The sequence below is a fragment of the Nonomuraea sp. NPDC051191 genome (assembly GCF_044455665.1).
GTDB lineage: Bacteria > Actinomycetota > Actinomycetes > Streptosporangiales > Streptosporangiaceae > Nonomuraea.
In genome coordinates this window covers 277,771-302,130 of record NZ_JBITEZ010000008.1, presented here as the reverse complement: position 1 = coordinate 302,130, position 24,360 = coordinate 277,771, and the positions used below count along the sequence as shown (strand labels likewise).

Annotated in this window: 22 protein-coding genes; 9 read left to right on the top strand and 13 right to left on the bottom strand. The window is 71.6% G+C overall.

Annotated features, from left to right (window positions below; all coding sequences use genetic code 11):
* Window positions 1-4 precede the first annotated feature (4 nt).
* Window positions 5-931, top strand: coding sequence for an RDD family protein (locus ACIA8R_RS24865; protein WP_364086410.1), 927 nt, complete (start codon window positions 5-7; stop codon window positions 929-931).
* Between the two features lie 15 nt (window positions 932-946).
* Here the strand turns inward: ACIA8R_RS24865 and ACIA8R_RS24860 are convergent, their stop codons facing one another.
* Complete coding sequence (locus ACIA8R_RS24860) at window positions 947-2,353, bottom strand: hypothetical protein (protein ID WP_364086408.1); 1,407 nt, start codon at window positions 2,351-2,353, stop codon at window positions 947-949.
* A gap of 167 nt (window positions 2,354-2,520) precedes the next feature.
* Between ACIA8R_RS24860 and ACIA8R_RS24855 the strand changes: the two genes are divergently transcribed.
* Entirely contained in the window at window positions 2,521-3,153 is a 633-nt protein-coding gene (locus ACIA8R_RS24855) for a DUF305 domain-containing protein (RefSeq protein WP_397040598.1), read from the top strand.
* A 17-nt stretch (window positions 3,154-3,170) separates the two neighbouring features.
* Here ACIA8R_RS24855 and ACIA8R_RS24850 read toward each other — a convergent pair whose 3' ends face one another.
* A complete protein-coding gene (locus ACIA8R_RS24850; RefSeq protein WP_357702714.1) occupies window positions 3,171-4,406 on the bottom strand; it encodes an adenosylhomocysteinase in 1,236 nt (411 codons plus the stop codon).
* A gap of 65 nt (window positions 4,407-4,471) precedes the next feature.
* The gene (gene ahcY, locus ACIA8R_RS24845; RefSeq protein ID WP_357702712.1) at window positions 4,472-5,899 is read right to left on the bottom strand and encodes an adenosylhomocysteinase; all 1,428 of its coding nucleotides are present in this window, start codon (window positions 5,897-5,899) and stop codon (window positions 4,472-4,474) included.
* Between the two features lie 102 nt (window positions 5,900-6,001).
* Between ahcY and ACIA8R_RS24840 the strand changes: the two genes are divergently transcribed.
* Window positions 6,002-6,337 carry a MerR family DNA-binding transcriptional regulator gene (locus ACIA8R_RS24840; RefSeq protein WP_357702710.1) on the top strand — a complete coding sequence of 112 codons (336 nt, stop codon included), beginning with the start codon at window positions 6,002-6,004 and terminating at the stop codon, window positions 6,335-6,337.
* A 3-nt stretch (window positions 6,338-6,340) separates the two neighbouring features.
* On the opposite strand, the gene ACIA8R_RS24835 is transcribed toward ACIA8R_RS24840, so the two are convergent.
* Genes ACIA8R_RS24835 through ACIA8R_RS24815 form a run of 5 tightly spaced genes read right to left on the bottom strand, consistent with a single transcriptional unit; the run spans window position 6,341 to window position 10,345 of the window.
* Entirely contained in the window at window positions 6,341-7,267 is a 927-nt protein-coding gene (locus ACIA8R_RS24835) for a cation diffusion facilitator family transporter (protein ID WP_357702708.1), read from the bottom strand.
* A 48-nt stretch (window positions 7,268-7,315) separates the two neighbouring features.
* A complete protein-coding gene (locus ACIA8R_RS24830) occupies window positions 7,316-8,422 on the bottom strand; it encodes an SIS domain-containing protein (protein WP_397040596.1) in 1,107 nt (368 codons plus the stop codon).
* Window positions 8,419-8,586, bottom strand: a complete 168-nt coding sequence (locus tag ACIA8R_RS24825; protein WP_352323388.1) for a Trm112 family protein — start codon at window positions 8,584-8,586, stop codon at window positions 8,419-8,421. The genes ACIA8R_RS24830 and ACIA8R_RS24825 overlap by 4 nt, the downstream gene beginning before the upstream one ends.
* On the bottom strand, window positions 8,583-9,935 hold the full coding sequence (locus tag ACIA8R_RS24820; RefSeq protein ID WP_397040594.1) for a phosphomannomutase/phosphoglucomutase: 1,353 nt from the start codon (window positions 9,933-9,935) through the stop codon (window positions 8,583-8,585). Before ACIA8R_RS24820 ends, ACIA8R_RS24825 begins: the two co-directional genes overlap by 4 nt.
* Before the next feature lie 41 nt (window positions 9,936-9,976).
* The gene (locus ACIA8R_RS24815) at window positions 9,977-10,345 is read right to left on the bottom strand and encodes a DUF3499 domain-containing protein (protein WP_352323386.1); all 369 of its coding nucleotides are present in this window, start codon (window positions 10,343-10,345) and stop codon (window positions 9,977-9,979) included.
* Window positions 10,346-10,552: 207 nt separating this feature from the next.
* On the opposite strand from ACIA8R_RS24815, the gene ACIA8R_RS24810 reads away from it, so the two are divergent.
* Window positions 10,553-10,852 carry an ArsR/SmtB family transcription factor gene (locus ACIA8R_RS24810; RefSeq protein ID WP_397040592.1) on the top strand — a complete coding sequence of 100 codons (300 nt, stop codon included), beginning with the start codon at window positions 10,553-10,555 and terminating at the stop codon, window positions 10,850-10,852.
* A gap of 133 nt (window positions 10,853-10,985) precedes the next feature.
* The gene (locus ACIA8R_RS24805; RefSeq protein ID WP_357702700.1) at window positions 10,986-11,345 is read left to right on the top strand and encodes a metallopeptidase family protein; all 360 of its coding nucleotides are present in this window, start codon (window positions 10,986-10,988) and stop codon (window positions 11,343-11,345) included.
* A 24-nt stretch (window positions 11,346-11,369) separates the two neighbouring features.
* On the opposite strand, the gene ACIA8R_RS24800 is transcribed toward ACIA8R_RS24805, so the two are convergent.
* From ACIA8R_RS24800 to ACIA8R_RS24785, 4 genes are all read right to left on the bottom strand, one after another.
* Window positions 11,370-12,674: a DUF5719 family protein gene (locus ACIA8R_RS24800; RefSeq protein WP_397040590.1), complete on the bottom strand. Its 1,305-nt coding sequence runs from the start codon at window positions 12,672-12,674 to the stop codon at window positions 11,370-11,372.
* Window positions 12,671-15,490 carry a glycosyltransferase gene (locus ACIA8R_RS24795; protein WP_397040589.1) on the bottom strand — a complete coding sequence of 940 codons (2,820 nt, stop codon included), beginning with the start codon at window positions 15,488-15,490 and terminating at the stop codon, window positions 12,671-12,673. Before ACIA8R_RS24795 ends, ACIA8R_RS24800 begins: the two co-directional genes overlap by 4 nt.
* Window positions 15,491-15,594: 104 nt before the next feature.
* The gene (locus ACIA8R_RS24790; RefSeq protein ID WP_020546325.1) at window positions 15,595-15,855 is read right to left on the bottom strand and encodes a WhiB family transcriptional regulator; all 261 of its coding nucleotides are present in this window, start codon (window positions 15,853-15,855) and stop codon (window positions 15,595-15,597) included.
* 321 nt (window positions 15,856-16,176) lie between these two features.
* Window positions 16,177-18,855: a hypothetical protein gene (locus ACIA8R_RS24785; RefSeq protein ID WP_397040587.1), complete on the bottom strand. Its 2,679-nt coding sequence runs from the start codon at window positions 18,853-18,855 to the stop codon at window positions 16,177-16,179.
* A gap of 182 nt (window positions 18,856-19,037) precedes the next feature.
* Between ACIA8R_RS24785 and cofD the strand changes: the two genes are divergently transcribed.
* The 4 genes from cofD to ACIA8R_RS24765 all read left to right on the top strand — a co-directional run bounded on the left by cofD (window position 19,038) and on the right by ACIA8R_RS24765 (window position 22,517).
* On the top strand, window positions 19,038-19,976 hold the full coding sequence (cofD, locus tag ACIA8R_RS24780; RefSeq protein ID WP_364086386.1) for a 2-phospho-L-lactate transferase: 939 nt from the start codon (window positions 19,038-19,040) through the stop codon (window positions 19,974-19,976).
* Window positions 19,973-21,244, top strand: a complete 1,272-nt coding sequence (locus ACIA8R_RS24775) for a coenzyme F420-0:L-glutamate ligase (protein ID WP_357702690.1) — start codon at window positions 19,973-19,975, stop codon at window positions 21,242-21,244. Before cofD ends, ACIA8R_RS24775 begins: the two co-directional genes overlap by 4 nt.
* Window positions 21,245-21,344: 100 nt before the next feature.
* On the top strand, window positions 21,345-22,076 hold the full coding sequence (locus tag ACIA8R_RS24770; RefSeq protein ID WP_357702688.1) for a lytic polysaccharide monooxygenase: 732 nt from the start codon (window positions 21,345-21,347) through the stop codon (window positions 22,074-22,076).
* A gap of 15 nt (window positions 22,077-22,091) precedes the next feature.
* On the top strand, window positions 22,092-22,517 hold the full coding sequence (locus tag ACIA8R_RS24765) for a DoxX family protein (protein WP_364086381.1): 426 nt from the start codon (window positions 22,092-22,094) through the stop codon (window positions 22,515-22,517).
* Between the two features lie 41 nt (window positions 22,518-22,558).
* Here the strand turns inward: ACIA8R_RS24765 and ACIA8R_RS24760 are convergent, their stop codons facing one another.
* Window positions 22,559-24,271 carry a substrate-binding and VWA domain-containing protein gene (locus tag ACIA8R_RS24760; protein WP_397040584.1) on the bottom strand — a complete coding sequence of 571 codons (1,713 nt, stop codon included), beginning with the start codon at window positions 24,269-24,271 and terminating at the stop codon, window positions 22,559-22,561.
* Window positions 24,272-24,360 lie beyond the last annotated feature (89 nt).

Sequence of the window (24,360 nt, the reverse complement as noted above, 5' to 3'; positions counted from 1 at the left end):
ACATATGTCAGAGGTTGTGACCGGGGACGCCGTCGTCGTCGAGGTACGGGTGGCCCAGATGCCCTCGCGCGCGGTGGCGGTCGTCATCGACATGGCGGTGCAGGTCATCGTGCTGATCGGCGCGTACATGCTCCTGGGCGCGTTCGCGATCGTCACGGACGAGGCCATGTTCGGCGCGGTCATGATCGTCCTGCTGGTGCTGGTGATGGTCGGCTATCCGGTGCTCTTCGAGACGCTCACCAGGGGGCGCAGCCTCGGCAAGCTGGCGCTCGGCCTGCGGGTGGTCGCGGACGACGGCAGCCCGGAGCGCTTCCGGCAGGCGCTGTTCCGCGGCCTGGCCGGGCTGGTGGAGTTCTGGATGCTCTCCGGGGCGCCCGCGCTGATCTCCTCGCTGGTCTCGCAGCAGGGCAAGCGGCTCGGCGACATCTTCGCCGGGACCATCGTGATCTCCGATCGGGCGCCGCGCGAGAGCGGGCAGGCCATCCTGATGCCGCCGCCACTGGCCGCCTGGGCCGCCACCCTGGAGCTCTCCCAGCTTCCCGAGGAGCTCGCGCAGGCCGCCCGCCAGTACCTGACGCGCTGGCACGACCTCACGCCGCAGGTCCAGCACGAGATGGGGCTGCGCATCGCGAGGCAGACGGCGGCCTTCGTGTCGCCGGCCGCGCCCGCGGGGGTGCCGCCGCACGCGTACCTGAGCGCGGTCCTGGCCGAGCGCCGGCGGCGGGCGGAGGCCCGCTTCGCGCGCCAGGCCGCCGCCCTGGTCGCCGGGTCCGCGCCCAGGCCCACGCCGTACTCGCCGTATCCGACGTATCCGCAGCAGGGGCCGTACCAGCAGGCGCACCACCCGGTGCAGGCTCCTCACCGGCCTCAGCCGGGGCCCGCGCCGGAGCCGCCGAAGGCGACTCCGGGCGGGTTCGCGCCGCCGCAGTGAGCCGGCGGCGCGGGACTACTTGCCGCCGGGGACGCCGCGCCCGTGCTCGGGGTACGAGCCCTGCGTCTGAGCGTTCAGCTGGCCCATCTTGACGCTGTTGGCCTGGTTCGTCCGCGGGTCGTTGAGCTTGAGCACGTCCAGGCCCAGGTTGAAGTCCGAGCCGTAGATGTAGCCGTTGTAGTAGTACGCCGACCAGAAACCGCCGTCGAGCGGCGGGGCGGTCTCGTCCGGCCCGCGCTCGAAGTAGGCGATCTCCTGCGGGTTGGCGGAGTCGGTGAAGTCCACCACCGAGATGCCGCCCTGGTACCACGCCTGCACCATGACGTCGCGGCCCTTGACCGGGATCAGCGAGCCGTTGTGCGCGACGCAGTTCTCGGTGTCGGCCTGGTGGCGGGCGATCTTGAAGTAGCCCTTGAACACGAGCTGCCCGCCGACGATGTCGTAGTAGGCGTTGGCGCCCTTGTTCGGGCCGATGGCCTCGTTGCAGGTGGCCCGGCTGCCGCCGCCCAGCTCGTCGGTGAAGACGACCTTCGTGCCCTCGTTGTTGAACGTGGCCGAGTGCCAGAAGGCGAAGTTCACGTCATCGCGCACCTTCGCGGTGACCTTGGGCTGCTCGGGGTTGGAGATGTCGAGCAGCACGCCCTCGCCCATGCAGGCGCCCGCGGCGATGCCCTTCTCGGGGTAGGCGGTGATGTCGTGGCAGCCGGTGGTGGCCGACTTGCCGTTCGGGTACGGCAGCGGCAGCCCGGGGTTGCCGCCGTCGGGGAACAGGTTCGGCGTCGCGATGACGGCCGCGGCGGTCGGGTTGTCCAGCGGCACCTTGATGATCGAGATCAGGTCGTGCGGCGGCTTGCAGTCGGGGTAATTGGCGCTGGGGCCGTAGGAGGAGACGTAGATGTAGACGTTCTTGCCGGCCGGGTCGGGCACCAGCGTGTTCGTGTGCGAGCCGCAGTTCGTCTCGACCGACTTGATGTACTTGGGGTTGGACTTGTCGCTGACGTCGAAGATGCGCATGCCCTCCCACGACTCCTTGACGGAGGCGCTCTGGGACGTGCTGCTGCACGAGTCGTTGTTGCGCGAGGAGTCGACGGAGCCGAACAGCAGGTTGCCGTAGACGGACATGTCCATCTGGCCGCCGGGGCACACGACCGAGCTCACGAGCGAGGTCTTCTTCGGGTGCTTGATGTCGTAGATGGAGAAGCCGTAGTAGTTGCCGACGAAGGCGTAGTCGCCCTGGAAGGCCATGTCCGTGTGGATGTCGGACAGCGCTTCCGGCTTGGGCACGTTCGCGACGTGCGTGATGTTCGAGCTCATGACGATCTCGCCTGGAGCCGGGATGTCCGCAGCCTGGGCGGGCAGGGTGGCGCCCGTTGCCGCGACGAGGGCGGCTACCAGGATGAGGGCCCTGCGGGGGGTGAACACTCCGTGGTCCTCCTATAAAGGGGGCATAAATCTCCGCCATCGTCGCTTACTCCCCGCGACCTGGCCAGCGTCCAATGTGTCAAATCTTGTTCCGTTTCGACCTCTTTCCTTCGGGCGATTCATGGCCTAGAGTCCGCATTCTCGTCCCAAGCCAGTCAGGAGGCCGAGTGCGCGGCGCGCTCATCGTCATCGCGGGCACGCTGATTGCCCTGTCCGGCTGCTCCTCGGGCGCCTCCTCCCAGCCGCGGGCCGACTCCACCGCGCCGGTGCTCGCCCCGGGCCGTCCGGGCGAGCAGGCCCGCACGCTGGCCCCCGGCGACGCGGCCACCGCCGTCCCCAGGCCCACGGCCAACGCCGCCGACATCACGTACGTCCAGGACATGATCGTCCATCACCAGCAGGCCCTCGACATGACGATCCTGGCTCCCACCAGGGCGGACTCGGTCAAGCTCAAGAGCCTGGCCGACCGGATCAAGGCGGCGCAGGGCCCGGAGATCCAGTTCATGTCCACCTGGCTCAAGCAGCAGGACCAGAAGGTGCCCGACCATCACGCGGCGCACGGCGACATGCCCGGCATGGCCACGCCCGAGCAGATGGCGAAGCTGAAGGCGGCCACGGGCAAGGACTTCGACCGGCTGTTCCTGGAACTGATGATCAAACATCATCTGGGCGCGCTCGAAATGTCCGACCAGGTCCTGACCCGCGGCTCGCACATCAAGATCGAGGAGCTGGCCACGGACGTCAGCGTCACCCAGACGGCCGAGATCCGCCGCATGCAGGAGATGCAGGCGGCCCTCTAGGGGCTCTCAGCAGCCCGTCAGGAGCCGACCCGCCAGGAGTGGAGGTAGTCCTCCTGCTCGGGGGTCAGCGTGTCGATGCCGATGCCGGCGGCGGCCAGCTTGAGCTTGGCCACCTCGTGGTCGATCTCCTCCGGCACGTCGTACACGCCGGGCGTCAGGCCCGCCCGCTGCCCCGCCAGCCAGGCCACGGCCAGCGCCTGCGCGGAGAACGACATGTCCATGACGGCCGCCGGATGCCCCTCGGCGGCGGTCAGGTTGACCAGACGGCCCTCGGCCAGCAGCAGCAGTCGGCTGCCGTCGGGCATGACGTACTCGTCGGTGTTCGGGCGCACCCCCCGGTGCACCTCGTGCGCCATCTCGTCGAGGGCCCGTACGTCGATCTCCACGTCGAAGTGGCCGGCGTTGGCCAGGATCGCGCCGTCCTTCATGACCGACAGGTGCTCGGCCCTGATGACGTCCCGGTTGCCCGTCACGGTGACGAACAGGTCGCCGACCATCGCCGCCTGGGCCATGGGACGCACCTCGTAGCCCTGGAGGGTGGCGTCGAGGGCCTTGACCGCGTCGATCTCGGTGACGATGACCCGGGCGCCGAGCCCCTTGGCCCGCTCGGCCACGCCGCGCCCGCAGAACCCGAACCCGGCCACCACGACCGTACGGCCGGCGAGCATGGTGTTGGTGGCCCGCATGATCCCGTCGAGCGTGGACTGCCCGGTGCCGTACCGGTTGTCGAACATGCGCTTCGTACGGGTGTCGTTGACGGCCACGACCGGGAACCGCAACGCCTGCTCGGCCGCCATCTGCCGCAGCCGGATGATGCCGGTCGTGGTCTCCTCGCAGCCGCCGCTCACACCGTCCAGCAGGTCGGTGCGCTCGGTGTGCAGGATGTTCACCAGGTCGCAGCCGTCGTCCAGCACGAGGTCGGGCCCGAGGTCGAGGGCCCGGTGGATGTGCAGGTAGTAGGTGGCGCGATCGACCCCGGCACGGGCGTGCACGGCGATCCCGTACGCGCGCAGGGCCTCGGCCACGTCGTCCTGGGTGGACAGCGGATTGGAGGCGGCCAGCGCGATCTCGGCGCCGCCCGCCTTCAACGCGCCCATGAGCACGGCCGTCTCGGCCGTGACGTGGAGGCAGGCCGCGATCTTCAGCCCGTCGAGCGGCCGTTCGAGCGCGAACCGCTCGCCGATGGCGGTCAGCACCGGCATCGAGCGCGCCGCCCAGGAGATCTGCCGCTCGCCGCTTTCCCAGAGATCCATGCCCAGCCCCTCGCGAAAGAAGCGGCTCCGGGAGGGACCAGGCCCTCCCGGAGCCGCCCTGCGGATCAGTAGCGGTAGTGGTCGGACTTGTACGGGCCCTCGACGTGCACGCCGATGTAGGCCGCCTGCTCCTTGGTCAGCTCGGTGAGCTTGACGCCGAGCGCGTCGAGGTGAAGGCGGGCGACCTTCTCGTCGAGGTGCTTGGGCAGCGTGTAGACGCCGGTCGGGTATTCGGCCGTCTTGGTGAACAGCTCGATCTGCGCGATCACCTGGTTGGTGAAGGAGTTGGACATGACGAAGCTGGGGTGGCCGGTGGCGCAGCCCAGGTTCATCAGGCGGCCCTCGGCCAGCACGATGATCGAGTGACCGTCGGCGAAGACCCACTCGTCGACCTGCGGCTTGATGTTGTTCTTCACGATGCCGGGCAGCTTGGCCAGGCCGGCCATGTCGATCTCGTTGTCGAAGTGGCCGATGTTGGACACGATCGCCTGGTGCTTCATCTGCGCCATGTGCGCGGCGGTGATGATGTTGAAGTTGCCGGTGGTGGTGACGAAGATGTCGGCGATGCCGACGACCTCCTCCAGCGTGGTGACCTGGAAGCCGTCCATGGCCGCCTGGAGGGCGCAGATCGGGTCGATCTCGGTGACGATGACCCGGGCGCCCTGGCCGCGCAGCGCGTCGGCGCAGCCCTTGCCGACGTCGCCGTAGCCGCAGACCACGGCCACCTTGCCGCCGATGAGCACGTCGGTGGCGCGGTTGAGGCCGTCGATGACGGAGTGGCGGCAGCCGTACTTGTTGTCGAACTTCGACTTGGTGACCGAGTCGTTGACGTTGATCGCCGGGAAGAGGAGCTGGCCGTTCTTGTGCATCTCGTAGAGACGGTGCACGCCGGTGGTGGTCTCCTCCGTCACGCCCTTGATGCTCTCGGCGATGCGGGTCCAGCGCTTGTCCTCGCCGACCGTGCGGGTGAGCAGGTCGATGATGACGTGCCACTCCTCCGGGTCGTCGGCGCCGGCGGGGGGCACGGCCCCGGCCTTCTCGTACTCGGCGCCCTTGTGGACGAGGAGCGTGGCGTCGCCGCCGTCGTCGAGGATCATGTTGGGGGCGTCACCGTTCGGCCAGGTGAGGGCCTGCTCGGTGCACCACCAGTACTCCTCCAGCGTCTCGCCCTTCCAGGCGAACACGGGGACGCCCTTCGGGTCCTCCGGGGTGCCGCCGGGGCCTACGACGACCGCGGCGGCGGCGTGGTCCTGGGTGGAGAAGATGTTGCAGCTCACCCAGCGGACCTCGGCGCCGAGCGCGACCAGTGTCTCGATGAGCACGGCCGTCTGGATCGTCATGTGCAGGGAGCCCATGATCTTCGCGCCGCGGAGGGGCTGGGAGGCCGCGTATTCCTTGCGCATCGCCATGAGGCCGGGCATCTCGTGCTCGGCGAGCCGGATTTCCTTGCGGCCGAAGTCGGCAAGTGAAAGGTCGGCGACCTTGAAGTCCATCGGGATTCCCCTCGCGTCACGATTGGTGTCGCGGACGAGTTTAGGCGGCGCTCGGGCGGCCTCGCATCTCCGAGACGGCGAAACTGACGTAAGAATGTAAGGATGCGCATCACGGAAGCAGCCAAGCGGCTCGGCATGTCCCCACGAATGCTCCGATACCGGGAGGCTCTGGGCCTGCTGCCGCCCGTCCGGGAGCGCGGTGCGCACCGCAGATTCGGTCCTGACGAACTCGCCGCCGTGGCCCAGGGGGTGGAGCTGGAGAAGCGGTTCGACGTCTCGCCCGCCGAGTTGGCCTTCGCGTTGCGCGTGCTGAGCGAGCCCCAGGTGGCCGCGGCCGTGCGCGAGCTGGGCGTGCGCATCGGCCGCATCCAGGTACCGCGCAGGGCCCTGGACTTCGAGAAGGAGAAGGCCCTGAGGCTGCTGCGGCCCCGGGGCTGAGCGTCAGCCGGCGGTCGTACGCAGCCGGTCGAGGTCGGGCTCCAGGTAGATCACCCGCGCGATCGGCACGGCGTCGCGGATGCGTCGCTCGGCCTCGTCGATGCCGCGGGCCACCTCGCCGGCCGTGTCGTCGTGCGCGACCGCGATCTTGGCCGCCACCAGCAGCTCCTCGGGGCCGAGGTGCAGCGTGCGCATGTGGATGATCCTGGTCACCTCGGGGGCGCCCTCCAGCGCGACCCGGATCTGCTCCTCGACCTCGGGCGACGCGCCCTCGCCGAGCAGCAGCGACTTGGTCTCGACGGCCAGCACGATCGCGATGACGGCCAGCAGCACGCCGATCATGAGGGTGCCGATGCCGTCCCAGACGCCGTCGCCGGTGACGACGGCCATCGTCACGCCGAACAGCGCGAAGACCAGGCCGAGCAGCGCGCCCAGGTCCTCCAGCAGGATGACGGGCAGCTCGGGCGACTTGGAACGGCGGATGAAGGCGAACCACGACTGCTTGCCGCGCAGCGGGTTGGACTCCTTGACCGCCGTACGGAACGAGAAGCCCTCGGCGATGATCGCGAAGATCAGCACCGCGAACGCCCAGATCGGCGCATCGACCTCGGCCGGCGAGGAGATCTTGTGCCAGCCCTCGTAGATCGAGAAGACCGCGCCGATGGTGAACAGCACGACGGCGACCACGAACGCGTAGAAGTACCGCTCGCGCCCGTAGCCGAAGGGATGGGCCTTGTCGCTGGCCCGCTGGGCCCGTTTGCCGCCGATCAGGAGCAGGAGCTGGTTGCCCGAGTCGGCGACGGAGTGGATGCCCTCGGCCAGCATCGAGGACGACCCGGTGAAGAACGCCGCCACGAACTTCGCCACCGCGATCGCCAGGTTGGCGCTCAGCGCCGCAATGATTGCCTTGGTGCCACCACTCGCGCTCACCGGTCGTCTCCGCTCATAAGATCACCTGCATGGACCTGACATGGGATCCTATTGCGAAACCCTTGCCCGAAGCTCAGTGATCGTGGCCACAGGCGTCGGATCGAGCGCGTAGCCGAGGGCCAGATAGGTGGCGGCGTAGTCCGCCAGGCCGACGAGCGCGGCCAGCCGTTCGAGCGGATGCAGCCCTTCCGCGGTCAGCTCGCTGACCGGCACGTCCCGGTCGCGCGCGAGCCGCAGCGACGCCTCGCGCTGCCGCGTCACCTGAGGATGCTCCTCGACGTCGCGCAGCATGACGAGCCTGAGCGTCGGCCCGGCCGTGTCGGCGAAGATGTCCCGCTCGGCCAGCGGCCCCTCCAGGGCGGCCACCTGGTTGTGGCCCGCCTCCGGCAGCTCGCCGAAGACGGCGGGGTACTTGCCGGTCTCGTTGAGCTGGCAGGCCAGCCGGTACGCCGCGGCACGGGCCACGGGCGAGGAACCCCAGATCATCGGGATGCTCTCGGCCAGATCCATGGCGAGGGACTTGCCCGGGTTGACGAAGGACTCGCTGGAGGGACGGCAGCGGTTGGCGATGTCCTCAAGGGCCGCGGCCACCCGCTCGAACACCTCGGGCCCTGCCGTGACCAGCCCGAGCGCGGACGCGGCCACGATCACCGGGATCGTCAGCAGCCACAGGGCGGCCCTGGGCGGACCGTCGGGCCGCACCGGGACGTGGATCGCCGACGCCTGCACGGCCACGGCCTCCAGCGGCGAGCCCGGCGGGCACACGGCCAGCAGCCCGCACCCCCGCCGGACGGCCTGGACGGCGAGGGAGACCGTCTCCTCCTCGTCTCCGGTGGCGGAGACGGCGATGACCAGGTCGGTCGCGCCGATCCAGCCCGGGAGCTGGTAGGACCGCAGCGTCATGATCGGCAGCGGCACGCCGTTGCCGCACACCGCCGCGAGGATGTCGCCGGTCAGGCCCGCCGTGCCCATGCCCGCGACCACGACGGCCCGCGGGCGGCCCTGGCCGACCAGCCGGTCGACGCCGGCCTCGACCGCGGCACGGCGACCCGTGCGCACCTGGGCGGCCGAGGCCGCGACCGCGAGCAGCATGCCGCCCGGATCGGCCTCGGTGAGGTGATGCTGGTCATCGAGCCGCCCGGGCTCCCAGGTCACGGCTTCCTTGCCTCATCGACCAGCAGGACGGGGATGTCGTCGCGCACGGGGTAGATCAGACCGCAGTCCGTGCAGACCAGCTCCTCGGTCTCGGCCTCGGCGCGCAGCGGCGCCTTGCAGGCCGGGCAGGCCAGGATCTCCAGCAGCCAGTCGTCGATCTTCACAGTGACACCCTTCCCACGATGGCGAGGACCTCGTCCTTGATCGCCTTCATCTTGCTCTCGTCGGCCGCCTCGGCGTTCAGCCTGAGGAGCGGCTCGGTGTTGGACGCGCGCAGGTTGAACCACCAGTCGGGGCCGGTGATCGTCAGGCCGTCGAGCTCGTCGACCTCGCCGCGGCCCGCGAAGGCCGCGCGCACGAGCGCCAGCGCCTCGCCCTGGTCGGCGACCGCGCTGTTGAGCTCGCCGGAGGCGTGGTAGCGGGAGTAGGCCGCCACCACCTGCGACAGCGGGCGGTCCTGCTCGCCCAGCGCGGCCAGCACGTGCATCGCGGCGAGCAGGCCCGAGTCGGCGAACCAGAAGTCGCGGAAGTAGTAGTGGGCGGAGTGCTCGCCGCCGAAGATCGCGCCGGTGCGGGCCATCTCCGCCTTGATGAAGGAGTGGCCGACGCGCGTGCGCACGGGCTCGCCGCCGTGCTCGCGGACGATCTCGGGCACGCCGAGCGAGGTGATCACGTTGTGGATGATCGTGCCGCCGGGGTCTTTGGCCAGCTCGCGGGTGGCCACCAGGGCCGTGACGGCCGACGGCGAGACGGACGCGCCGCGCTCGTCGATCACCCAGCAGCGGTCGGCGTCGCCGTCGAAGGCGAGGCCCAGGTCGGCGCCGCTCTCGACGACGGCCCGCTGCAGGTCGAGGAGGTTCTGCGGCTCCAGCGGGTTGGCCTCGTGGTTGGGGAAGTCGCCGTCGAGCTCGAAGTAGAGCGGGACCAGCTCCAGCGGCAGGCCCTGGAACACGGGCGGGACCGTGTGGCCGGCCATGCCGTTGCCCGCGTCGACGACGACCTTGAGCGGCCGGATCGCCGACAGGTCGACGAGGGAGCGCAGGTGGTGGGCGTAGCCGGACAGCAGGTCCTTCTCGATCAGCGACCCGGTCGGGGCGGCGGTGGCGGCGCCCACCAGCTCGGCCGCGCGGTCGCGGATCTCGCTCAGCCCGGTCTCGCCGCCGATCGGCACCGCGCCGCCGCGGCACATCTTCATCCCGTTGTACTGGGCCGGGTTGTGGCTGGCGGTGAACATCACGCCGGGCAGGCCCAGGCTGCCGCTGGCGTAGTAGAGCAGGTCGGTGGAGCCCAGCCCGGCGAACACGACGTCGGCCCCGCGCGAGCGGGCGCCCCTGACGAACGCCTCGGCCAGCGGCACGGACGACTCGCGCATGTCATGGGCCACGACGACGGACACGGCCCCGGTCACCTCGACGAACGCCGCCCCCACGGCCTCGGCGATCGGCTCGTCGAGCTCGCCGGGAACCACCCCGCGAACGTCGTACGCCTTGAAGATCTTGGCGAGGTCGCCCACTCTTCAGCTCCGCCCTAGGTCGTTTGTCGTGTGAAACGAGCCTACCGGTCGCGGTGCTGCTGGGCCGACCGAAGAACGCGCAGGTGGCCCCTGCGCCCGACCTCGACCCCTTGGCCGACCGGCTCGCCGCTGCCGGACGGTGTGGGCCTGGCGGCCTCCCTGACCGCGTTGGCCAGCGCCTCCAGGTCGTCCGAGCTGGGGGAGTTGCCGTCGGTGGGGAGCCGGACGACCTCCCAGCCGCGGGGAGCGGTCAGCCGCTCGGCGTGTTCGGCGCACAGGTCGTAACAGTGTGGCTCGGCGTACGTCGCCAGAGGGCCGAGAACTGCGGTCGAGTCGGCGTATACGTACGTGAGCGTGAAGACGGCAGGCTGGCTGCAAGCGGTGCGGGAACAGCGGCGGACGGGGCTCACGGAGGGACCGTATCTGCTAAGAGTGCGAGGCGCCACTATCTGAGCGCTCTTAACGAGCGTGTCGCCACAATTCGGACACCTGTCGCAGGCTTTCCACCCACATGCACCGATGCGCGCGCCTGAGGGACAACCTTGCCCCGTCGCCGTTGACGCCACACCGGTGGCCTTGTACTTTCTCCATCAGTTAATTAACCACCAAGGAAAGTGATGAGCCGGGACGATCAGCTGAACGCCGTCTTCGCGGCCCTCGCCGACCCGACGCGGCGGGCGATGCTCGCCCGGCTGACCGAGGGCGAGGCGACCGTCGGCGAGCTGGCCGAACCGTTCGACCTCACGCTGCCGACCGTCTCGAAGCACGTGAAGGTGCTGGCCCGCGCGGGGCTCGTGGAGCAGGGCCGGCAGGCGCAGTGGCGCCCGTGCCGGCTGCGTCCCGAGCCGCTGCGCGACGTGCTGACGTGGATGGAGCAGTACCGCGAGTTCCTCGCCCCCCGCTCCGGACCGCGATGACGCGGGGCGGGGGTTCCGGGGGTTCGCGGGCGGGTGCCCTTACACTTGGTCGGTGACTCCAAAGCGCGGTCCCAGACGGCGCGATCGCCACGGTCGTGGCCTGCGCGGCCCCCTCGCCCCCTCCCACGTCCCCATGGCCCGTTCCCGCAGCGAGCGCTTCGACGACCTCGTGCTCGACGCCGTCGACCGGCTCCGGCCGCGATGGGACAAACAGCTGTCGGCCGTGGAGTTCGCGGTCGAGGAGGTGCCGCCGCTCAACGAGTTGGGCGACGGCCCGAGCATGGGCACCGAGCCCATCCCGTTCGGCCGCGCCGACGCGGCCAGCGGCCAGTCGCCCGCCTCCGTGGTGATCTACCGCCGCCCGCTGGAGGCCCGTGCCCGCGACCGCGACACCCTGGGCGCGATGGTGCACGACACGGTGGTCGAGCAGGTCGCCACGCTGCTCGGCCTCGCCCCCGAGACCGTCGACCCGGGCTACGACGACCGCCGCTGACCCGCCCGGCCCGGGTGACCCGGGTCAGGGCAGCACGGCGAGGGGGCTGTCGGTCAGCGCGGGCAGCATGGTCCACATGCGCGCGGGCGCGAGCGGCTGGGCCGTGACGAGCAGCCCGTCCTTCTGCCGCTCCTCGATGACCCGGCCGCCGTAGACCTGGCCCGACACGGGCGTGACGACCACGGCGAACTCGCCCTTGCCGCGCAGCCGCAGCTCCTTGGTCCGCCCGGCGGGCACCGCCACGTCGTACGGCCTGCCCGGCTCGCCCTTCACCGGCACCTCCTGCACCCGGATCTCGCCGGGACCACCGAGCGCGGTGAACAGCAGCCGCGTGCCGGGCCCGTTGCCCGCGACCGCGCTGCCCAGGTCGAGCGGGGGCGTGCCCGCCGTGAACGCCACGTCCTGCCGCACGCCGGTGCCGGCGACGACGAGCCCGGCCACGATCGGCTCCGGCGCGGTGAGCACGAGCGCGGCCGACTCGCCGCCGATCCCGGTGGTCACGTCCATCGCGACCACGCTGCCCGCCGGCACGTCGATGGTCTCGCGGCCCTTCATCGCGTACTCGGCGTCCTGGCTGACCGCCTTGACCTGCACCGACACGTCGTTCTCGCCGGGGGCGGCGACCAGCAGCTCGCGCCTTCCGCCGCCGCCGGGGATGCCGGGCACCACCACGCGGGTGGCCGGGGGCGCGGCGAGCGGCAGCCAGTCCACGCCGCCGGCCTGCATCGACGCCCTGGCCGCCACCGCCAGTCGACCGAAGACGGTGGTGACGCCGACGGCCATGACGTCCGCCGAGGGCGCGAGCGTCCTGAGGTCGATCTCCTTGTGCTCGCCCGGCGCGAGCTCCAGGCCGCGGCCCTTGTCGCCGGAGACCAGGCCCTCGGCCGCGTACACCTCGACGTCGGCCTGGGCCGGGGCCTTGTCGGCGTTGGTGAGGTGCAGGACCACGTCGGCCACCGCGGGACCGGGGCCGACCAGCCAGGCGGCCTGCGCCGGCTCGGTGCAGCGCACCCCGGACAGCCCGCGGGCCGCGCCTGAGGTCACCCGGGTGGTGTATCCGGCTTCGAGCGCTCCCGGGCCGTTCGTCACGTACGGCTCGGCGTTCTTCATGACCTCGCGGGACAGGCGTCCGGGCAGGTAGACGTTCATCTGCGCGCCCTTGGCACCGGGGCAGACGGCGGTCACCGACTCGACGGCCACCTTCCTCGGCCCCTCCGCCTTGGCCGGGGCGGGGGCCGGACGGGTGACGAACGCGACGCCGTACAGGGCCGACAGCGCCACCACGACCAGCACCAGCAGGCCGAACCTGTTCTCCACGAACGTCTTCATCGCACCCCCGCCGGCGCGGGCACGGGCGCTTCGACGCCCTCGACCGCGCCGCTCTCCCGGCGTCCGGGCGTGGCCAGGGCCAGCACGATCAGGGCCAGCGCCCCCTGGGCCCACAACCAGGGCGTGTGCAGGACGTCGGCCGGCTCGGCGGCCACGCGGGTGACCGGCTCGGCCAGCCGCCACAGGCCGCCCGCCTCCGACAGGCTCATGCGTTCCAACGACGGCTGCGAGTCGAGCGACCTGGCGAGCTCCGGCGGCACCGGCGCGGCCACGGCCACCATGGCGATCCCGTGCTCGGCCAGCGTCGCCGCGTCGGTCCCGCCGCGCCCGCCGACCAGGCCCTGCGCCGCGACCGCGACCTTCGTACGGCCCTCGGACGCGACCGGCAGCTCGGCCTCGCCGATCAACGGGGTACGGCCGTGCAGCACGGTGAAGGCGTGCCCCTTGATCAGCAGCGTGCGCTCGCCGTGCCGGGTGCTCCAGGTGGCCAGCGCGGGCAGCGTCTCGGGCGCGTCGCCGGTCAGCGGGCCGCGCACCCCGTACGCCATCCAGTAGCCGGCGGCCAGGATCGGCGTGCTCACGGCGGCGGCCACCACCAGGGTCGCGCCCAGTCTGCGCAGCCCGCCGCCGGCCCGCAGCTCGGCCAGCCGGTGCGCGGTCAGGCCCACGAGCACCAGCAGCCCGGTCCCCGCGAACGCCAGCGGCACGCCGGGCCAGGCCCGCGCCCCTTCGACGCCGATCCGGCTGACCAGGATGGCCGCCAGCACGCCGTACAGCGTGACGCCCCAGCCGATCGCGACGATCATCCGCTGGCGGCGCATGAGCAGCGCGGCCAGCGCGGTCACCACCAGCCCGGCCGTCACCCAGAACGGCGGCAGCCCCGGCCCTCCCGGGCTGAGCGCGAGCAGCGACTCCGGCGCGAGCCCCGCCTCCACCAGGGCGGGATCGTGCAGGCCCGCCTCCAGCAGGATGCGGCCCGGGTCCGCGACCAGCCCGGCCAGCCAGGGGAACAGCAGCACGACGGGCACCGCGAGCGCGACCGCCATGGAGGTCACCACGCCGCGCCGCACCCCGCCGTACGCGACGGCGGCCAGCACGCCGAGCACCGCGAAGAGCGGATACACCAGCGGGACGAACGCGGTCCCCACGGCCAGCAGCAGCCCGAGCGCCCAGGCCGCGCGCCTGGCGCGGCGCCGCTCGCCGGACAGCAGCGTGGTGCCGAGCGCGGCGTACACCGGGACCAGCACGAACACCACCGCCGTGCCGAGCCGCCCGGCCGCGATCGCACCGGTCGCGACGGGCAGCAGCGCGTACGTCCCCGCCGCCCAGGCCCGCGCGGGCACCGCCGGGATGATGTGCCTGGTCGCCAGGTACGCCGACGCCCCGGCCAGCGGCACCGAGCCGAGCAGCAGCACGGACACGGCCAGCCACGTCTTGCCCAGCGCCAGCGTCGAGGCCACCGCCAGCAGCGCCACGTACGGCGGCGCCCAGTCGGTGGAGCCGAGCCCGATGTCGTGGAAGCCCTCGGTGTAGAACCGCCACAGGTCCCCCGCGCCGCCGGTCACCGGGACCAGCGCGCCGCCGCCCAGCCGGTCGCCGCCGAGCAGCGACCGTTCGGCGACCAGCGAGATCACGGCGAGGGCGAGCATGAGGACGACGCCCGGACGCCGGAGGAAGCCCTTGACCGCGCCGGTGTCCGCCGGTGTGCTCGCCTCGTCGTCCTCGGTGGCGGAGTGGTGGTGGTGGTGGTGGTGGCGGCCGGTGGAGTCCACGGGGGTCTCGCCGGCGAGGAAGCTCTGCACCATGTCGGTCAGCCGCCGGTAGGCGCCTCCCGGCGGCGTCAGCAACCGCTTTATACGGATAAATCCCTTTTTACGGCCGTCGCGGCGAGCCCTGCGCGCCTTCAGCAGCCGGAACGGGTGCACCAGGATCGACCCCAGCGCCACCATCTCGTCCAGCGCGTTCGCCGGCTGCTTGCCCAGCAGGAACAGCAGCGTGCGCAGGGCCGACCCGGCCAGGTTCCGGACGAGTGCCCACAACATCACACGGAACGGCAGGTTCGCCATGATGACGAACATCGCGTTCCGCCGGTCGAGCCTGCGCGGATGGTCGCCGCTGACCGTGATCCGCCGTCGCCTGCGCGCCGCCGCCTCGGCGTGCCAGGCCACCGCCGAGGTCACCGCCAGCACCCTGTGGCCGGCGTTGCGTACCCGCCAGCACAGGTCGAGGTCGTCGCGGAAGAGCGGGAACAGCGGGTCGAGGCCGCCGAGCCGCTCCCAGACGTCGCGGCGGACCAGCATGCCCGCCGTGGAGACCGAGAGCACCTCCCGGGTGCCGTCGTGCTGCCCCTGGTCGAACTCGCGCGGCTCCAGCCCGGTGTCCCTGCGCCCGGTGAGGCCGACGGTCACGCCCAGTTCGAGCAGGCGTCTGCGGTCGAGCCAGTCGCGCAGCTTCGGGCCGAGCACCGCCGCCTTGGGGTCCTGCTCGGCCGCCGTGAGCAGGGCCTCCAGCGCCCGCCGGTCGGGGGCGCAGTCGTCGTGCAGCAGCCAGAGCCACTCGTTCTGGCCGCACGGCGGCAGCTTGTCCAGCACCTCCGCCACCGCGTCCCCGAACGAGGCCGAGCGCGGCAGCGCGAGCACGTTGGACGGGCCGAGCGTCTGCGCGAGCAGGTCGGCCGAGCCGTCCCTGCTGCCGTTGTCGACGCCCGCGACGCGCTCCGGCCTGCGGCTCTGACCGGCCAGCGCACGCAACGTCTCCCCCAGCCAGCGCCCGCCATCATGGGCGACGACGATCACGGTGACGAGGGGACGTGTCATGGTCGGGCGACTCCAGCGTTGATCAGGCGCGCCCACCCTACAGGTGTGACCACACGCGAAAAAGGGTCACGCGGGCTACCGCGTGACCCTTTCGCTCATATCCCCTAAACGGCCTGGCGCTTGATCCGTCTGCGCTCCCGCTCCGACAACCCACCCCAGATGCCGAATCGCTCATCGTGTTCGAGTGCGTATTCCAAGCACTCGGCACGGACCTCACACGATCGACAGACCTTCTTGGCTTCTCGGGTGGAGCCGCCTTTTTCCGGGAAGAACGCCTCCGGATCGGTCTGCGCGCACAACGCACGCTCCTGCCATCCGAGTTCTTCAGCGTCAAGCTGATCCTGTGCGATGACCGGATCGGTCACTGCACACCTCCCTGCCGCCCGCCCGCAATGGAGCCCCCCATGGACGCCTTCCTCCTACCCACCCAAGGGAAGGCGTAACAACATGGTTGTAATTACACGCGCGTGCCGTACGTGACGTCAAGCGGCATGACGGTATCCGGGGAAAGACCGACTCTCGCCCCGGTGTGCTCGGCATGTGGTGTTCGCACCAGGCCGAGACCCCCTGCACAGCAAGGCTTCGACCCGGTTCGTTCAACGCTGTCAGCGGTCGGAACCGTAGCAGGGCGGGGTAGACGCCCGCCCTTTGGGCCACCTTCTCTCTAGCCGTCGTTTGCCGGTCCGTTACCTGCGTGGCTCGTTGGGCGTGTATATGGCCGTTGGGTCGATTGGGTCGTCACCCGGGCGGTTCTGGGCGCCGAGGGCGTCCCCGAACTGCGAGGGGTCGAGCCGCATCGTCGACTCGCCCTGCGCCTCGGTCCACCCGGCCGGGGCCTGGTGGGTGGGGCGGTAGGTCTGGGGCTCGTACTGGCCCTGCTGCTGGGGCTCGTACGCGTTCTGCTGCTGCGGGTACGGCTGACCCTGCTGCGGGTGGCCGAACGGGTCGTCGTACGGCCTGGCCGGCTGGCCGCCGTAGTCGGGGACCCTCAGGTCGGGCTGGGTGCCGGAGGCGGCCGTCGAGCTCTGGTAGGTCTCGGCCTGCTGGTAGGCGTCCAGGAGCTGCTGGGAGCGCGGGTCGACGGGCGGGTCCGGCTCCTGGTAGGCGGGGGTGGCGTACCCGTGGCCCGAGTAGCCGGTGAACGGCTGGCCGCCCTGCTGGTCGAAGGCGCTCTGGCGGTCGAGGTACGGCTGCTGCTGCTCCGCCTGCGGGTACGGGACGCTCGGGCTGGTCTCGCCGCTCGGGTACGCCTGGTCGCCGAAGGTGCTCTGGGAGCCGTCCCTCGGGGCGTACGGGTTGTCGGGGGTGGGGTAGCCGGCCTGGCCGTACGCGCTGGGCTGGCTGTCGGCCGGAACGTAGGGCGCGGGGGTGTACTCGCCGGCGGGCGGCTGGTAGCCGGAGTCGGGGAGCGTCTCGGACGGGGTGTAGGCCGGTGGGGCGTACCCCTGGTCCTGGCCGAAGCTCTGCGGCGGGAAGCCCTGGTCTTGCTGCGCGCCCGGCTGCGTACCCGGCTGTGCGAACGGCTGTCCGGCCGGGCCCTGGGGGTGCCCGAAGGGCTGGTCGGCCTGGCCGTACGGGCGCTCGGGCGCCGGGGGGAACGGGGAGTCGGGCTGGCGTCCGGGCTGGTCGGTGGACGCGGCGGGGAGCGCGGCCCTGGCCGGCTGGTAGGGCTGCTGCTGGTACGGCTCGGGCTGCCTGCCCTGCGACGGCCCCTGCGACGGCTGGCCGAACGGCATCTGGTCGGGCTGCCCGTAGGCGGGCTGCTGGCCTTGAGGCTGGGCCTGGCCGTAGGCGGGCTGTCCCTGAACCTCGCCCTGGCCAAAGGCGGGCTGCTGGCCTTGAGGCTCGGCTTGGCCGTAGGCGGGCTGGGCGCCGGGGGGCTGGGGGGCGTAGGGGGACTGGGCGTCGGCCGCCTGCGGGACGGGGGTCTCGGGCTGGTGGCCGTAGCCGGGGGCGGTGGCGTCGTGCTGGCCGAAGCCGGGCGCGGGCTGGCCGTAGCCCGAGGGGTCGGACTGGCCGAAGGCGGGCGCGGCGGGGGCGGGCCGGCCGTAGCCGGGGGTGGAGGGCTCGGGCTGGCCGTAGCCGGAGGGCTCCGACTGGCCGCCGTAGCTCGGGGGCTGGTGGCCGTAGCCTCCGCCGGGCTGCCCGCCGGGGTTCGTCGCCTGGGCGCCGTAGCCGGGCTGCTGACCGAAAGCCGACTGCTGGTCCTGCTGACCGAAGGGGGCCTGCTGGTCCTGCTGACCGAAAGCCGACTGCTGGTCCTGCTGACCGAAAGCCGACTGCTGGTCCTGCTGACCGAAAGCCGACTGCTGGTCCTGCTGACCGAAGGGGGCCTGCTGGTCCTGCTGGCCGTAAGGGGCCTGTTGGTCCTGCTGGGCGTAGGGCGCCTGCTGGTCCTGATGGTTGTTGGCCGACTGCTGGCCGAAGGCGACGGTCGACTGCTGGCCGGACGGCGGCTGGGGGGCGTACCCGTTGGAGGCGGGCTGGGGCTCGTAGCCGGAGGAGGGGGGCTGGGGGGCGTAGCCCTGGGTCTGCTGGCCCGAGGGGGGTTGGGGGGCGTAGCCCGGAGCTGCGGGGATCTGGCCCGACGGCGGCTGGGGGGCGTAGCCGGAGGAGGCGGGCTGGGGGGCGGGAGCGGCGGACTGGGCGTCCTGGCCCGGGGGGAGCTGCGCGAGCGCGGGCTGCTGGCCGTAGGGGGTCGGCGCGGCGTGCGGCTGCGCGTACGCGGGCTGGGACGGCTGGTCGGAGCCGTGGCCGGGCTGGTCGGACTGGCCGTAAGCGGGCTGGTCCGGCTGGCCGTAGGTGGGCTGGTCCGGCTGGCCGAACTGCTGGGGGCGGCCGTACTGGGGCTGGTCGGACTGGCCGAACTGCTGCGGCTGGCCGTAGTGGGTGGTCGGGCGGCCGTACCCGTCGAGGGTGGGGATGGCGGAACGGTCGGACATGACCTCGGGGAGCAAGTAGGCCAGGCCGACGACGGTCAGCGCGAGCGTGGGCACGCCCGTGAGGACGTACTCGACCACCCCGCGGAAGCCGCCTCCGGCGAACAGCCCGACGATCAGCGCCAGCGCGCCGAACACGGCGGCGAGCCCGAGGCCGGCGGCCGAGCCGTAGGCGATGGTCCTGGCCTTGGGCGAGCGCTCGCCCGCCCTGGTCACCAGCAGCACGGCACCCACGAACAGCCCGGTCACGACCGGGCTGGTCAGGCCCGGCAGGTTCGCGGCGGCACGGCCGGCGAACCCGCCGTCGAGCGAGCCGCCCGCGCCGATCAGGATGTGGCCGATCGTCAGGACGACGTCCAGCAGCCCGGTGACGAGCATGATCCAGGCTGCCGGCTCCCGTAGTCGGGCGGCATTGAGTTTGCTCATGAGTAACCCCCATCGGACCCTTTGGCCCGAAGGGAGTTTGCCACATTGCCGACTTTCGCGGCGGGCGTCCCAAGAACCTCTTCCATCCCATTTACCCCCATACCTGGAACTTCTCTGCCATGAAGTAGGACAGAACCACTCCCCCCACGGGGATGTCAGAGGCCGGTGGAAGACTGGGACACATGCACATCGTGTCCCTCGCCGGCGGTATCGGCGGCGCCCGTTTCCTGCGCGGCCTGCGCGCCACCGCACCCGACGCCTCGATCACCGTCATCGGCAACACGGGTGACGACATCACCCTGTTCGGCCTGCGCGTCTGCCCCGACCTCGACACCGTCATGTACACCCTGGGCGGCGGCATCGACGAGGAGCAGGGCTGGGGCAGGGCCAAGGAGTCCCACGTCGTCAAGGAGGAGCTGGCCGCCTACGGGGTCGAGCCGCAGTGGTTCGGGCTCGGCGACCGCGACTTCGCCACCCACATCGTCCGCTCGCAGATGCTGGAGGCGGGCTACCCGCTCTCGCAGATCACCGAGGCCCTGTGCGCGCGCTGGCAGCCGGGCGTGCGGCTGCTGCCGATGACCGACGACCGCTGTGAGACACATGTGGTGATCTCCGACGAGCGCGGCAAACGGGCCGTGCACTTCCAGGAGTGGTGGGTGCGCCTGCGCGCCTCGGTCCCGGCCGAGTCGTTCGCGCTGGTGGGCGTCGAGACGGCCAAGCCCGCGCCGGGCGTGCTGAAGGCGATCGAGCAGGCCGACGTGGTCATCCTGCCGCCGTCCAACCCGGTGGTGAGCATCGGCACGATCCTCCAGGTCCCGGGCATCCGCGAGGCGGTCGCGGCCAAGACCGTGGTCGGCGTCTCCCCCATCATCGGCGGCGCGCCCGTGCGCGGCATGGCCGACGCGTGCCTGACGGCCATCGGGGTGGAGACCTCGGCCCAGGCCGTGCTCGACCTCTACGGCTCCGGCCTGGTCGACGGCTGGCTGGTGGCCGAGGAGGACTCCGGGGTGGCGCTCGACGGCGTGCGCGTGGTGTCCCGTCCGATCCTCATGCACGACGCCGAGGCGACCGCCGACATCGCCCGTACGGCGCTCGACCTGGCCCTGGAGCTGGTCCGATGAGCACGCGGCGGATCGAGGTCATCGCCGTCACCGGCATCGGCGAGGTCCGGCCGGGCGACGAGGTGGCGGCCCTGCTCAAGGAGGCCGACCTGCGCGACGGCGACATCGTGGTGGTCACCTCGAAGATCGTGAGCAAGGCGGAGGGGCGCGTCCGCCGGGCGCCCGACCGGGCCGGCGCGATCGAGGAGGAGACCGAGCGGGTGGTCGCCAGGGTCGGCGACACGGTGATCGCCCAGACCCGCCACGGTTTCGTGATGGCCGCGGCCGGGGTCGACGCCTCCAACACCGAGCCCGGCACCGTCCTGCTGCTGCCCGAGGACCCCGACGCCTCCGCGGCGCGGATCAGGGCCGGGCTCGACGCGCGGGTGGGGGTGATCCTGTCCGACACGTTCGGGCGTCCGTGGCGCAACGGGCAGACCGACGTGGCGATCGGCGTCTCCGGGGTGCGTCCGCTCGACGACTTCCGGGGCACCTCCGACTCCTACGGCAACGCGCTCAGCGCCACCGTCACCGCGCTGGCCGACGAGATCGCGAGCGCGGCCGAGCTGGTCAAGGGCAAGCTCGACGGCGTTCCCGTGGCGATCGTGCGCGGCCTCGGCCATCTGGTGACCGACGACGACGGCCCGGGGGTCAGGCCGCTCGTCCGTCCGGCCGACGAGGACCTGTTCCGCTTCGGCTCCCGCGACGTCGTGTTCGCCCGCCGTACGATCAGGGGGTTCTCCGACCGGCCGGTCGACGGCGGGGCGGTGCGCAGGGCGGTGGCCGCGGGCATCGCGGCGCCGGCGCCGCACCACACGACCCCCTGGCGGTTCGTGCTGGTCGAGTCGGCGCGCACGCGCACCGAGCTGCTCGACGCCATGCGCGAGGCGTGGATCGAGGACCTGCGCGGCGACGGTTTCACCGAGGAGTCGATCGCCAAGCGGGTCAGGCGCGGCGACGTCCTGCGCGACGCCCCCTACCTGGTGGTGCCGTGCCTGGTGATGGAGGGCTCCCACACCTACCGCGACGACCGGCGCAACGCCGCCGAGCGGGAGATGTTCGTCGTGGCGACGGGCGCCGGCGTGGAGAACTTCCTCATCCAGCTCGCGGTCGAGGGGCTGGGCTCGGCGTGGGTGTCCTCCACGATGTTCTGCCGTCCTGTGGTGAGGCGGGTGCTCGACCTGCCGGAGTCGTGGGACCCGATGGGCTGCGTGGCGATCGGGCACGCCGCGGCGCCGCCGCGCGAGCGCGCCCCCCGTGACCCGCGCGATTACATCGTGACGCGCTGAGCCTCTGACGAGAGTCCGGAATTCTGGTAAGCCGACCGTTTACCGTTAGGAAACTTTCCTTTACATTTGGACTATCCCCCCATGTAAAGGAGCCGCTTCAATGCGAAGGACTCTCACGTTAGTCGCCGTGGCGGTGATCACCATCGCCACGGCGGTGTTCAACACCTCTCCCGCGTTCGCCCACGGCTATGTGAACTCACCCCCCAGCCGGCAGGCGAACTGCGCCCAGGGCAAGGTGGCCGACTGCGGCCAGATCGTCTATGAGCCGCAGAGCGTGGAAGGCCCCAAGGGCCTGCGCAGTTGCAACGCCAACCTCGGCCAGTTCGCCCAGCTCAGTGACGAGAGCAAGCCGTGGCCGGCCACCTCCGTGGGCAGCTCGGTGACCTTCACCTGGACGTTCACCGCCAGGCACGCCACGCTCAACTACGAGTACTACATCGGCGGCACCCGGGTCGCCGTCTTCAACGGCAACGGCCAGCAGCCGCCGTCGACCATCTCGCACACGGTGAACCTGTCCGGCTACTCCGGCCGCCAGAAGGTCCTGGCGATCTGGAACATCTCCGACACCTCCAACGCCTTCTACTCCTGCATCGACCTGCAGATCGGCGGCGGCGGTCAGCCCACCCCCACTCCCACCCCGACCGTGACCCCCACGCCCACCCCGACCCCGACGCCGACCACGACGGCCTCGGGCACCTGGAAGGCCGGCACGGCCTACACCACGGGCAGCACGGTCACCTACAACGGCGTCTCCTACCGGTGCCTGCAGCCCCACACGGCCATCGCGGGCTGGGAGCCGCCGAACGTCCCGGCGCTCTGGCAGCGGGTCTGAGGTCTGGACACGTCGATGACCAAGCTTCGTGACGCCGCGCTGTCGCTGTTCCGCATCGTGGTGGGCCTGCTGTTCGCCTGCCACGGGGCCGCCACTCTGTTCGGCGTACTCGGCGGTCCGTACGGCGGAACGACCCCCTCCGTAGGCCAGTGGCCCGACTGGTGGGCGGGGGTGATCGAGCTCGGCGCGGGCGGCCTCGTCCTCATCGGGCTCGCCACCCGTATCGCCGCCCTGCTCTGCTCGGGCACGATGGCCTACGCCTACTTCACCGTCCACCTGCCCAAGGGCTTGTTCCCGTTGCAGAACGGGGGCGAGACCGCGGCCATGTTCTCGTGGTCGTTCCTGATGCTGGCGCTGCTGGGCAGCGGCGCGTGGTCGTTGGACAAGCTCGTGTCCCACCTCCACCATCGCGGCGAGAACGCCACCGTGCAGCACATCTAGGCCAGATCCAGGCCGGGGGGTGCCGGGCGACCGGCATCCCCTCAGGCGGCCGGCTTGCAGGTCGGGTGGCAGAGCCTGCGGGCCAGGGCGCCGAGGAAGACGTCGATGATCTCTCCGGGCTCCTGCGCCACGTGCAGCGAGCCGTTCGTGACCGCCGCGATCTGCGACAGGCTGCCGCGGTCCACGTCCTTGCCGAACGCGATGATGACGATCTGGATGGGCTTGTCCGGGTCCCACTCGTTCCGCAGCGTGCCGAGAAGCCGCGGGAGCTTGACGCCCTTGCCGTCGTCCTGGCCGGCCGTGATCACCAGCAGCGTGTTGTTCATGTCGTCGCGGTAGTCGCCGCCGACCCTGCGGAACCCGCTCAGTATCGCGTCGTAGAGCGAGCTGTCCAGGTCGGGGTGGGGGGCGATCGTGCTGGTCAGCTCGTCGAGGACGCTGCGCCGCAGCACCTGGCCCGACTCCGGCTCGCTGATCGGGCCCAGCCTGACGCGCTCCCGGTAGTTCCTGGTGTTCCCCACCTTGTCGGCGAACTCCCACATGCCCATGTGCGTGGAGTTCGGGAAGAGCTGGAGCCCGATCTTGGCCGCGGCCAGCGCGATGCGCACCTTGGTGCTGCCGTTCAGCGGCTCGGCCATGTGCCTGGAGGTGTCGGCCAGGACGAGGATGTTGGTCGGCGGCGCCAGCCTGCTCCAGGCGCGCAGCGCCTCGTCGATGTCCTGCTGCGACACCGACGGCCTGGTCCGCGGCGCCTGCGACGGGATCTGCGGGCCCGGCGAGAGCGGCCCCAGCCTGCCGTCACCCGACCTGAACCCGGCCCGCCGGACGATCTCCTGCGCCTGAGCGCCCTTCAGCCAGTCGGCGAAGGCCGTGGACGCCTCCGCGACGGCCGGATCGGCGGCCGTGACGACGTAGGGGTAGTCGAGGTCGATCGTGCCCTCGCGCGGATGCAACGCCACGACCGGGTCGGACGAGGGCACCCGGTTGTGGTTCCACACCGACTGCTCCGGGACGATGACCACCGGCCGCTGCCAGAACCCGCGGTCGTCCACGGCGTCGAGCATGCTGCGGTAGTCGGGGGCCGACCCGGCCTGCGCCCACCGGACGAACGCGGTCAGCGCCTTGTCGGCGGCCGGCCCGGTGCCCACGACGTCCCTGGCCGCGGCGACGGTCGCGATCCCCGCCCCCACCAGGGACGGGTCGGGCACCCGTACGACGTCGGGCTCGTCGGAGTTGGGCGTCAGCCGCCCGCGCAGGGTCGGTGGGAAGACCATCCGCCAGTTCATCTCGGTCCCGCCCACCGAGAAGCGCCGGGCCAGCGACGACCGCGTGGCGAACACCAGCGGCGAGGTGGCCACCACGGTCTCCCCCGCGGGCAGCGCGCTCGCGCCCTGGCTGCGGGCCAGCCTGATCCAGGCGGAGGAGTCGGCGATCCAGCCGTCGGGACGCTCGTGCAGCACGCCGGCCCGGTCGCCGATCAGCGTGCGCAGCACCGTGGCCGACGGCTGCTCGGTCACCTGGACCAGCACGCACCGCCCGCCGACCGACGTCTTGGTCTCGTTGAAGCGCCCGGCGGCCTCCATGACCGCCGGCGCGACGTCCACGGCGGCGGCCACGCTGACCAGAACAGGCTCTCGTGACACGCACAGGGCGGGACCGCCGCCGAGGACCACGTAGAGGCTGCCGGCGGCGACGGCCACGGCGGCGAGGCCGGCCAGCAGGCCGCGTTGGAGCGCCTTCCTGCGTCGCTGCACGGGAGGCAGCGCGGCACGGTGTCGACCAAACCGCACGATGAACCTCTCTCCAGTGGAGTGATGATTCTTCCAGTGCCTCCCGTGCCGGG

Bases quoted from the DNA above. Each gene is read 5' to 3' on its own strand.
- ACIA8R_RS24865 (WP_364086410.1), top strand. From the start codon at position 5: ATGTCAGAGGTTGTGACCGGGGACGCCGTCGTCGTCGAGGTACGGGTG.
- ACIA8R_RS24850 (WP_357702714.1), bottom strand. From the start codon at position 4,406: ATGGATCTCTGGGAAAGCGGCGAGCGGCAGATCTCCTGGGCGGCGCGC.
- ahcY (WP_357702712.1), bottom strand. From the start codon at position 5,899: ATGGACTTCAAGGTCGCCGACCTTTCACTTGCCGACTTCGGCCGCAAG.
- ACIA8R_RS24840 (WP_357702710.1), top strand. From the start codon at position 6,002: ATGCGCATCACGGAAGCAGCCAAGCGGCTCGGCATGTCCCCACGAATG.
- ACIA8R_RS24810 (WP_397040592.1), top strand. From the start codon at position 10,553: ATGAGCCGGGACGATCAGCTGAACGCCGTCTTCGCGGCCCTCGCCGAC.
- ACIA8R_RS24805 (WP_357702700.1), top strand. From the start codon at position 10,986: ATGGCCCGTTCCCGCAGCGAGCGCTTCGACGACCTCGTGCTCGACGCC.
- ACIA8R_RS24800 (WP_397040590.1), bottom strand. From the start codon at position 12,674: ATGAAGACGTTCGTGGAGAACAGGTTCGGCCTGCTGGTGCTGGTCGTG.
- ACIA8R_RS24795 (WP_397040589.1), bottom strand. From the start codon at position 15,490: ATGACACGTCCCCTCGTCACCGTGATCGTCGTCGCCCATGATGGCGGG.
- ACIA8R_RS24785 (WP_397040587.1), bottom strand. From the start codon at position 18,855: ATGAGCAAACTCAATGCCGCCCGACTACGGGAGCCGGCAGCCTGGATC.
- cofD (WP_364086386.1), top strand. From the start codon at position 19,038: ATGCACATCGTGTCCCTCGCCGGCGGTATCGGCGGCGCCCGTTTCCTG.
- ACIA8R_RS24775 (WP_357702690.1), top strand. From the start codon at position 19,973: ATGAGCACGCGGCGGATCGAGGTCATCGCCGTCACCGGCATCGGCGAG.
- ACIA8R_RS24770 (WP_357702688.1), top strand. From the start codon at position 21,345: ATGCGAAGGACTCTCACGTTAGTCGCCGTGGCGGTGATCACCATCGCC.
- ACIA8R_RS24765 (WP_364086381.1), top strand. From the start codon at position 22,092: ATGACCAAGCTTCGTGACGCCGCGCTGTCGCTGTTCCGCATCGTGGTG.